The following is a 10,519-nucleotide window of genomic DNA, read 5'->3' on the forward strand; positions in this document are numbered from 1 at the left end:
AAATACCAGACCGGTGCAAATCAATAGTCAATTCAGGAGTTTGCTGCTGGCAAATTTTAAAACGATTAAAGGCCCTTCTGAATACGCAGAGAAATTAAATATTTCCCTTACTTATTTAAATGAAGTGGTTAAAGGGCTCACAGGCTTTCCGGTTAGTTACTGGATTCATAATGAGATTGTACTCGAAGCAAAGCGGTTGCTATATTATACCGATCTAACGGTAAAAGAAATCTCATTTGAATTGGGATTCTCAGATCATACTTATTTTTCCAGATTGTTTACTAAGTTTGCCGGCACTTCTGCCGGAGCCTTTAGGGCTATATACCGCAAATAGTCCAATACTTACCTTTCTTTCTTCATTGCAAAGTGAACGTTTTTAATGTTGTTTTGTAACATCAAAACAAGGAATTATGAATTTAATAAAAAGAAAGGCGCTTGTAATATTTGAAAAACAATTTGGCAAAACAGGACATGTTCTGGATGTTCGTGCATGGAATCCTTCAACGTTTTATGAAATAGATCTGCACTTGCCAGGGGTAGATATGAGCAAGTGGCAAAGCGTACAGCACATGAAATGTAAGGTTTCCGATGGGGTTTACAGAGACTATACACCTGCGCATTGGGATGAGGATACACAAACCTGTACATTGTATGTTGATGCAGCACACGACGGTAGCGGAAGTAAATGGGCTGCCAGCTTAAAACCAAAGGACGAGATAATGTATCTTGGAATTTCAAGTACTTTTACAAAGCCAGTTCCTTCTGCTTCGTTAACCTGCCTTGGCGATAGTTCTGCAATAGGGCATTTTTTGGCTTTAGAGCAATTGGCTGGYAAGGGAAATGTATCTGGAGCTGTAGTAATCAAGGAAGAAGAACACCGTAAAGCATTTATGTCGTACTTCGATTCTACATTGGAGGCTATCCCTCAAAAAGTGAGTAGCAATATCAATAATTTGCAGGAATGGTTACAGGAACAAAATCTTGATGGTGGCGCGGTATACTTAGCCGGCAATGTTCCTATGGTTGTTGAGCTCAGAAAAATAATTAAAGCATTACCAGGTTTTAATGGACGTGTTAAAGTTCAGGGTTTTTGGTGGTAAAATTTTATCTTTGCCATCAGGAATAAAGAAGGAATAATGAGTAGTGCACCGCTGGAAAGAATCCAAAACGAAATAGAGCCATTAAGGCAGCAGATAATCAATCATAAAGTTTATTCAGTTATCAATGATCTTGAAGATCTGAGGATCTTTATGCAATACCATGTGTACGCAGTTTGGGATTTCATGTCGCTGTTAAAATCGCTTCAAATTAACCTTACCTGTACCACTATTCCCTGGTTTCCGGTTGGATCGGCAAACAACAGGTATTTAATTAATGAGATCGTTGCCGGAGAAGAATCTGATGTGGATAGTAAAGGTGAAAGGAAAAGTCACTTTGAAATGTACCTTGAGGCAATGCAGCAATGCGGAGCAGATATCAATCAGATTGATCAGTTTGTAAACGCATTGAAAACAACAGGTGATTTGAATAAGGCTTATGAGTTGTCTGATACTCCAGATGAGGCACGAAGCTTTGTGAACTTTACTTTTAAAATTATCAACAGCAATCAGCCGCATTTGCAGGCAAGCACGTTTACGTTTGGCAGAGAAGATTTGATACCTAATATGTTCCTGACTATAGTAAACGACCTGAACAAGAAATTCCCTGATCAGATCTCTTTATTTAAGTACTATCTGGATAGGCACATCGAGGTGGATGGAGATCATCATAGTCACCTTGCGCTAGAAATGACTTCAGATCTATGCGGTAATAGCGATGAATACTGGAAGGCCGCAGAACAAGCTACAATAGAATCGCTTAAAAAGCGGATTGAACTATGGGATGGCGCTTACAACAAAATTGTATTCGCCACTACAACAGCATAAATTATTTCATCAGATCAAAGAATTTTGGTAAATCCTTTTCATTGCTTGAATAAAACGTCAGTTTTTTAGCTGTATCGTAAAGGTATAGCGATGGATATTGTTTAGGGTGAAACAAGGGAATAAACACATGATCGCGATCTTGTAGTATCGTAACATTCTTTAGTGCCTGTAATGGCTTACCATAATTGGTAAAAAAGTAATCTATAGAACGTTGCTCATCCTGCGTAATCATATAAATATTAACGTTCTTTAGCTCTTTAGTTCTTTTAGACATGTTTGCAGCCGTTCTTTGGCAGTGTTCGCAAGTAGCGTCAAAGAACATCAATAAAGCTTTTTTCCCTTTTGCTATCTGACTTGTAGAATAAGCATTGCCATCAGTTTTATAGAAAACCGCAGTAGGCAACACACTACCCGGCAAAAGCGCCTGGCTAAAAGCAATTGTAGAAAATGCACAAAGGATTAAAGAGAATATTATTTTTTTCATAGAATGTTCTTAATAAAAGAAAGCGCTAATATCATATTCTTTATAATAATTATCGTCATTTAAAACCTAATTTTTACAATAGAACATTGGGCTGTGGATAAGGACTGTTGCCCTAAGTACTTGCAAATGGTTGGTTTGTGCAACAATAAGATGATAAAAGGTTAGCCTTAATTGTATATAAAAACTTTTCTCTAAGTTTGTTTACATACAAATGAGCAAGGAATGAAAGTTGAAAGTTTAGAGCCGGCATCGCTTTGGAATAATTTTATCAGTTTAAATGCAATACCCCGTGCATCAAAGAAGGAGCAAAGGGTAATACAGTTTATGGTTGACTTTGGTAAAAACCTTGGACTACAAACAATTCAGGATCGTACTGGAAATGTAATTATAAAGAAGCCGGCAACCACTGGTATGGAAAGCAGACAAACTGTAATTCTGCAGTCGCATCTTGATATGGTTCATCAAAAGAATGGCGATACAATCTTTAATTTTGATACTCAGGGGATAGAAATGTATGTAGATGGCGATTGGGTTAAAGCTAAGGGTACTACCCTGGGCGCCGATAACGGTATTGGCGTTGCCACCATTATGAGCATTTTAGCTTCATCAGATATTGCTCATCCTTCTATTGAAGCTTTATTTACAATAGATGAAGAAACCGGGATGACGGGGGCAAAGGAGCTTGATCCGTCTAATCTCTCAGGAACTATTTTGCTGAACCTTGATACAGAAGAAGATGATGAGCTTACCATCGGCTGTGCCGGCGGTATAGATACAAATACGATATATACTTATAAACAAAAACAGGTTGCAGACAGCAGCATTGCTTTTGAGATCTCTATAAAAGGTTTACTAGGCGGCCACTCCGGTATGGATATCCATAAAGGCAGGGCCAACGCGAATAAATTGATGAACCGGTTACTTTATGAGGCAAATAAGGAACTTGGTATTCAGTTGAGTTCGGTAGATGGCGGAAGCCTAAGAAATGCCATTCCAAGAGAATCTAAAGCTGTGGTTGTGGTAACACCTGCTCAAAAAGAAAAGTTTAATTCCTTTATAAAAAGTTTTACAGCTATTGTTGAGGCAGAATTTCATGCCATAGAACCTTCTTTATTGATTTCTGCCGTTGAAACCCAATTGCCTAAGTTTGCAATGGACGAAGCAGATTTTACCAAGATCGTGAATGCAGTTTACTCTCTTCCAAACGGTGTTTTTAGGATGAGCCCTGATATTGCTGACCTGGTGGAAGCCTCTTCTAACCTGGCCAGAGTGATTATTGGAAACGGAGAGTTTGTGACCCAATCATTGCAACGCAGTAGTGTTGAAAGCACTAAACGAGATGTTGCAATTGCCGTTGGTGCATCTCTGGAAATTATTGGATGCGATGTTTCACGCAGTGGCGATTATCCGGGTTGGAAACCTAATCCCGATTCCAGTATTTTAKAATTGATGGCTGATCTATATAGATCCAGTTTTAATTCCGAACCTAATGTTAATGCCTGCCACGCTGGTTTAGAGTGCGGTATTTTGGGTGGCCACCTGCCGGGAATGGATATGATCTCCTTTGGACCAACAATTCATGGTGCACATTCGCCCGATGAAAAGGTACAGGTATCTTCAGTACAAAAATTCTGGGGCTATTTGCTAAAAGTACTTCAACAAATTCCACTTAAAAATAACTAAATACTATTCTACGTTTGTTCCTATTATGAAAGTTTACATATACGCATTTTTAATCCTTATTGTATTTTCTTTATACCAATGTCAGAGTTATAAAAAGGTTTCTACAACAAAAGCTACTTCCGATAAACCCATCGACTTTAACACATCACCGGTGGTTCCTGCTGATGAATCCATAAGTAAAATGGTTATAGAAGATGGTTTTGAGGTAGAACTTATTGCAGCCGAGCCAATAGTAACAACACCTGTGGCAATGAGCTTTGATCAGAAAGGGCGTATGTGGGTAGTAGAAATGAATGGATATATGCCTGATACATTGGGTACCGGAGAAGATAAGCCATCGGGTAAGATCATTATTCTGGAAGATAAAAATAAAGATGGTGTTGCAGACGAGCGTAAACTAGTAATCGACTCATTGGTGCTGCCAAGGGCAATTTGTTTAATTGAAGATGGTATTCTGGTGGCTGAACCGCCAAACTTATGGTACTATGAACTTAAAAATGATAAGCCAGTAAAAAGGACGCTTGTCGATAGTAAATACGCGGTAGATGGTAATGTGGAGCATCAGCCAAATGGCTTGTTAAGAGCCCTTGACAATTGGATTTACAATGCAAAATCAAGTAAACGATATAGAAAACAAGGCGATAAATGGTTGATTGAGGATACTCATTTTAGAGGTCAGTGGGGAGTAAGTCAGGATAATTATGGCAGGTTATACTATAATGATAATTCGACGAACTTGTTGGGCGATTATTTTAGTCCCGGTTTTGGTGCCTCAAATAAAAATCAAAGAGGAGTGGATGGCTTTTCTGAAAGAACAGTACCAAACAACCGTGTATATCCAATTAGACCAACCCCGGGCGTAAACAGAGGTTATTCTCCAGGAACATTAGATGACAGCTTAAGATTAAGAAACTTTACAGCAGCTTGCGGTCCGTTGATTTACCGGGGAGATCTGTTTGGCAGTGCTTATGATTTTAATGCTTTTGTAGCAGAACCCTCGGCTAACTTAATTAAGAGGAATATTTTAAAAGAAACCGGATATGTAGTAAAAGGGGAGCAGGCATATAAAGATAAGGAGTTCCTGGCCAGTGTTGATGAAAGATTCAGACCGGTTAGCTTATACAATGGCCCTGATGGGGCATTATATGTTGTAGACATGTATAGAGGCATTATTCAGCATAAAACCTATGTTACGCCATATTTATCAGGTCAGATTAAAGCGAGAAACCTCACATTGCCATTGGCATGTGGCCGAATCTATAAAATTGTTCCAAAAGGTAAAAAGGCCGTTGCTACAAGCATTCCTAATGATCCTGAAAAATTGATAGCATTATTGGGAAGTACTAACGGTTATTTACGGGATATGGCTCAGCAAACGCTGATAGATGGAAAATACAAGCAAGCAATCCCTCATTTAAAAGCAGTTTTAAAACAAACGACAAATCCATTACAGGTGATTCATGCGTTATGGACGTTGGAAGGGCTTAATGCATTAGAAACAAATGAAGTGCTGGCCTTATTGAAAAGTACAGAATGGCCAATCCGTATGCAGGCGTTAACAGTGCTGCCGTCGGTAATTAACTCATCGTCTTATGCTAGCTATGTGAAAGCATTAGATGAATTAGTTGATAGTAACGACGAATTGGCTGCTCCTTATGTGGCATTTGTATCAAAATATATTAAACCATTTAATGAACAAGCCGCTGATAACATGTTGGTAAATCTGACTAAAAAGTATCCGAATAACAGTTTTGTTTCTGATGCTGTGATCAGCAATTTAGCTTATCGCGAAGAGTCGTTTAAAGAAACAATAGCCAAGTTTGAACCCGATACCAATTTGAAAATAAATAAACAGTTACAGAAAGTAATTACCGCTTATAATAACACTAAAAAGAACCGTGATCCGGATGCGCTTGCCAAAGAATATCCAAAAGGATCGGCACTGTTCTTATCTACCTGTCAAACTTGCCATTCGCACGATGGTAATGGTATTGCCTCTTTAGCACCACCATTAAATAAGTCGCAATGGGTAAATGGCGATAAAAACACTTTAATTTCAATTGTTTTATTTGGATTAACCGGCCCGGTAAATGTTAATGGCCACGTATATGAAGCGCCAGAAATTGCTGGTGATATGCCTGGAATTGGTCATAGCGATGAAATTTCTGATGAAGATATTGCTCAGTTGTTAAGTTTTATTAGAAACTCGTGGCAAAACAATGCAGGTAAAATTGATGTTAAAGACGTAGTGAGTGTTCGTGAGAAACTTAAAAGCAGACAAAAAGCATTTACAGTTGCCGAATTAGAATCAAAAAACTGAAATTAGATTTATGAAAGTTATAATTGGATCAGATCATGCAGGTTTTGCATATAAAACCATATTAGTAAAAATGTTGCTTGATGATGGATATGAAGTGATAGATAAGGGTACTCATACAAGTGCACCCAGCGATTATCCCGATCATGCTGCGCATGTAGCCCATGCTTTGTTAAATAAAGAAGGCGATAGAGGAATTTTAGTGTGCGGCAGTTCGGTAGGAGTTAGTGTAGCTGCAAATAAATTTAAGGGTATAAGAGCTGGTGTATGTCATGATACCTATTCAGCACACCAGTCTGTTGAGCACGACGATGTGAATGTTTTATGTATTGGAGAACGTGTTATTGGAATTGAGTTAGCTAAAGATATTGTTAGAGCGTTTCTCAAGGCTATCTTTTCTAATGAAGAACGACATGTTCAACGATTAGAAAAAATAGCCGCCATTGAGAGAGGAGAGATGTAGGGGTTATTGATTTGTAATGACTTGTCCGTCAAAAGCATGTTCTGTTCCAGATGGAGTAAGCATGCCTCTTGATATGATGGTATAAGTTTTGCCTTTCTTGATATCGATGTCTTTCAGTTCTTTTTTTACAGCACCGGATGCTTTATCCTTAATTTCGAAGGTGTAAATTTTAGCAGGAATCTCTACAAAATCACTTGCAGCTTTGTATGCTTTGTCGGTAGCTACTGCAACGCTATCTTTAAATGCAAGATTAAGCGCAGAAGCATCAGGCGATAAATTAATAAATCTTACAAATGCTTTTTCAGCGGCAGGAGCTTTAATGTTATCGTTAATAAGCAGATAATCAAGACTTGCTTGTTTGCCGATAAAGAATAAAGAATAGATTTTGCCGTTTTCGAACTTTAAACTCTCTGAAAGCAAGCTTTCTGTACTGCTTTCGGTTGTAAGTTTACCCGTATAGTCGCCTGGACTTAAGCGAAAATAAGATACCACGCCTCCAAAAGAAAGGGCTCCTGAATTTACTTTACTCTGGTTCAGATAGAAATTATAAGTGGCTAATGTTGGCGAGGCGTTAGTAACACTTAACAGAGAAAGTTCTGGATCAGGTGCAGGATCATTGTTTTTGCAAGATTGCATTAGTAGGGTTAAAAGCAAGATGATTATAGCTACAATGCAGATTATAAATGAGTTTGAGTAAGCGCTTTTAGTAAAGGATTTAGTGGCCATAAGAATTGGTTTAGGGTTTATAGTTAACAATAGAGCATTGATGGTAAAAAACAGAGCCGGCTCATATTGAGCCGACCCTGAATCTAAATTAACGCTCTCAAACCACTAAACGAGGCTAGTTGATAAATCGCTACAGTAGGATTAAGAAAAAATGAAAATTATTCTTCTTTAAGTAGCATACTTGCCAACGGCTCATCTCTGCTGTAAATATCTTTACGGAAATTTAACCGGTTATTTCGGTCAATAAAAGCTGTGAAATAGGCTATATAAACGGGAACTTTATTTTTTAGTGTAACGTATTGCTCTTTMCCTGAATTCATAGCCGTTTTTATTTTAGCTGCATCCCAGCCCTTGCTGTTTTTAAGTAGAAATGCTGCAAGTTTTGCAGGATCTTCTACACGGATACAACCATGACTAAACGCTCTGGACGACTCTCCGAACAGCGACTTTGAAGGAGTGTCGTGCAGGTAGATGTCGTAACTGTTTGGGAACAGAAACTTTACAAGTCCTAAGGAGTTTTTAGGTCCGGGTTTTTGTCTGACTACAGGCAAACCGCCACTATAACCCGTTATTTCCATCTGATGGTTTTTAATGTAGTTTTTGTTGCGTCGCATATTGGGCAGAACTTCATTACGAACAATACTGGTAGGGACATTCCAATAAGGGCTGAATACTACATATTTCATGTCACCCGAAAAAATAACTGTTTTGTGTATAGATTGGCCTACTACAACATTTCCACTCCATAATAAGCTGTCTGCATGGTAAACATGCAGTTTAAATTCAGGGATGTTTACACCAAGGTAATTGGAGTCAATTTGTACCGGCAACCATCGGCTACGCTCCATATTTACTAAAAGCTGTCTGATTCTCTTTTTTAACGGTGTATTGAGTTCTGTTAATGTGCCTGGCCCGATGGCACCATCTGAGGTCATGCCACTTCTTTCCTGAAACTGTTTTACCGCTAAAAGAAATTCATCATTGTAATGAGTATCGGTAGTATCACCTTTAAAATCCTCCAACTTGAATAGGCGTGTTTTTATTTGAGCAATCACTTCCGAAGAATCTCCAGGTTTATAAGATTTTTTATCGGCCACTATCGGTTTCCATGGATCTTTTTGATCAAGCTCGCGATATTTAATAAGGAAGTTCTTCAAAAGATCATATTGTCTGTAAACGGGTGCCACTGTTGTACCTGCAAATTTGGCTGGGCTTTTAATCATACTATCCAGATAAGCATCGTATGCGATCTTTTTACGTGGAAGAAACCATTCAGAAGATTTGCTAATAGAGGCATCCATACCTTCCCATGCTAATTTGGCAAAAACAAAATATTGGGCAGTAAGCATCAATTCTAGTTTGATATCTGGTTTTTTACTGGGCTTGGCGTAGATCATAGAATCCAATGCTGCTCTATATGGGATATCCTTATTGATTCCTTCATCTTTAAGATTTTTAACCCGATCGGTAAGGTTGCCTGCCTGTTCTATTAACCCATTTTTGTTATACCATGCAAAAGCAAAGTGCCTGTTGTTGTAGAATTTTTGGATTGATGCAGCGTATTCTTTGAGTAGTGGATGTGCAGCAATAAATGACTCAATTTGAAGGGTGTCAAAAAAAAGCTCCTGTTCAGAATTAAAGTTTCCAGGGATGGTTTTGTTCCAGTCTTTAATGGAACGTCTTTTTAATGAGTCTTTTGTGATTTTTGTTGCCTTCTTTTCAGATTGGTTGCAGCTATTTAAAGATAGCAGACCAAAAAGCAAAAAGGCTACAATAGGGAAGGGGCGTAACAAATTCATGCTTTAATTTTATTTAATAAATATCATGATTCCAAATTGATTTGAAAAGTAAAGCTGGGCTTAAATTAAGGATATGAACATTTTTTGGTGCTTTGTTTTTGTAAGTTGTTGTATTACAGTTCCTTTTCGATTTTGTGCTGTTCATAACTATGTTGAAAACCTGTTGGTAAGCTGTTAGTGAATTGTTAGAAAAATAAATCGGATTTTCCTTGTTTTCAATGGTTTAAGTGTGTAAATTAGATCTATCAATTACGAAGTACTTTGACAGTCTGAAGAAATTCCAAAAAGAACACTTAGCTTAAGGGCAAAAAGATTCTGGTAATTTCGATGATCAGTAAATAAAAACTCGAAGTTCAAAGGAGACAGAGAACACGAGATTTAAGATTACCGGAGCCCCAGCGCAAAGGTATGTAGACTGTGTCAGGACGGACGTATCTCAGATGATGAAGCCTACGGGATGATTTATAAAGAGATAACTTAGACGGGTTTCAAAGTTCGTGAGAACTAAGAATACTACGAAATGGTAAAGTAAAAGAAGAATTGGTGCTTTTTTATGGCTACGGCGATAAAAAAGTGGAAACGGAGTACTCAAATCGAAAGAAGCGAGACTCCGTTTTCTTTTGTACAGGCTTTTTTTGCTTTCTTGTCTGCTTTTGGTGTTTCTCATTTGCACTTTAATAGTTGAGGTGTATTTTTTTAACGACCTTCCAATGACTCTGAACGACTTTGAAACGACTCTGAACGATATTTTGTCGTTTGTAAGGCTTTTTGATGTAAGGTGTCAGGCGATGGGGTATTATACCTAATGTTATRYATACTATATATAGTGTAGAATTTGATGTGATTAYGCACATAGTATATATATAATGTGAGGAGTYRTTTTYGCCRGCCTTGTTTTACCTTYTGTGGTATTTTAAGATAAAGAATTAACCKGATTTTAACCTGCTGTTAATTTTTCTGGTTGTGGTTTAGYGAGTTAGGGATATTTTGTRAGAAATAGTGTATAAATGTTTGCGTGGTGGCTGAATTTTCCTACTTTTGCATCCCGCTTCGGAGGAAGGGAAACAGTGAAAAAGGAAGGTGAAAAAGAGTTTCAAAAAAGATTTGCAAAACAGAAAAAGA

At 37.9% G+C, this 10,519-nt stretch carries 9 protein-coding genes; 6 read left to right on the top strand and 3 right to left on the bottom strand.

Going from position 1 to position 10,519, the window contains the following annotated elements; all coding sequences use genetic code 11:
* The 3 genes from AC1DG9_RS16560 to AC1DG9_RS16570 form a co-directional block, all read left to right on the top strand.
* Positions 1-334 (top strand): helix-turn-helix domain-containing protein (locus AC1DG9_RS16560; RefSeq protein ID WP_477634913.1); only part of this gene is annotated, 334 nt, incomplete at its 5' end.
* 76 nt (positions 335-410) lie between these two features.
* Entirely contained in the window at positions 411-1,100 is a 690-nt protein-coding gene (locus AC1DG9_RS16565) for an SIP domain-containing protein (protein ID WP_172660342.1), read from the top strand.
* A gap of 36 nt (positions 1,101-1,136) precedes the next feature.
* On the top strand, positions 1,137-1,925 hold the full coding sequence (locus AC1DG9_RS16570; RefSeq protein ID WP_172660341.1) for a DUF3050 domain-containing protein: 789 nt from the start codon (positions 1,137-1,139) through the stop codon (positions 1,923-1,925).
* Between the two features lies 1 nt (position 1,926).
* On the opposite strand, the gene AC1DG9_RS16575 is transcribed toward AC1DG9_RS16570, so the two are convergent.
* Positions 1,927-2,409, bottom strand: coding sequence for a peroxiredoxin family protein (locus tag AC1DG9_RS16575; RefSeq protein WP_172660340.1), 483 nt, complete (start codon positions 2,407-2,409; stop codon positions 1,927-1,929).
* Positions 2,410-2,631: 222 nt separating this feature from the next.
* Here AC1DG9_RS16575 and AC1DG9_RS16580 point away from each other — a divergent pair, with 222 nt between their 5' ends.
* From AC1DG9_RS16580 to rpiB, 3 genes are read left to right on the top strand one after another with little or no spacing between them, the layout of a single operon-like run.
* Complete coding sequence (locus tag AC1DG9_RS16580; protein ID WP_477634914.1) at positions 2,632-4,092, top strand: aminoacyl-histidine dipeptidase; 1,461 nt, start codon at positions 2,632-2,634, stop codon at positions 4,090-4,092.
* 25 nt (positions 4,093-4,117) lie between these two features.
* Positions 4,118-6,412, top strand: coding sequence for a DUF7133 domain-containing protein (locus AC1DG9_RS16585; protein WP_337717944.1), 2,295 nt, complete (start codon positions 4,118-4,120; stop codon positions 6,410-6,412).
* A 10-nt stretch (positions 6,413-6,422) separates the two neighbouring features.
* Positions 6,423-6,872, top strand: a complete 450-nt coding sequence (rpiB, locus tag AC1DG9_RS16590; protein ID WP_288882778.1) for a ribose 5-phosphate isomerase B — start codon at positions 6,423-6,425, stop codon at positions 6,870-6,872.
* Positions 6,873-6,875: 3 nt separating this feature from the next.
* On the opposite strand, the gene AC1DG9_RS16595 is transcribed toward rpiB, so the two are convergent.
* Entirely contained in the window at positions 6,876-7,508 is a 633-nt protein-coding gene (locus AC1DG9_RS16595) for a DUF4397 domain-containing protein (protein ID WP_477634915.1), read from the bottom strand.
* Between the two features lie 248 nt (positions 7,509-7,756).
* Positions 7,757-9,397, bottom strand: coding sequence for a L,D-transpeptidase family protein (locus AC1DG9_RS16600; RefSeq protein WP_172660335.1), 1,641 nt, complete (start codon positions 9,395-9,397; stop codon positions 7,757-7,759).
* Between the last annotated feature and the right edge of the window lie 1,122 nt (positions 9,398-10,519).

Source organism: Pedobacter sp. 05L430, assembly GCF_056397585.1.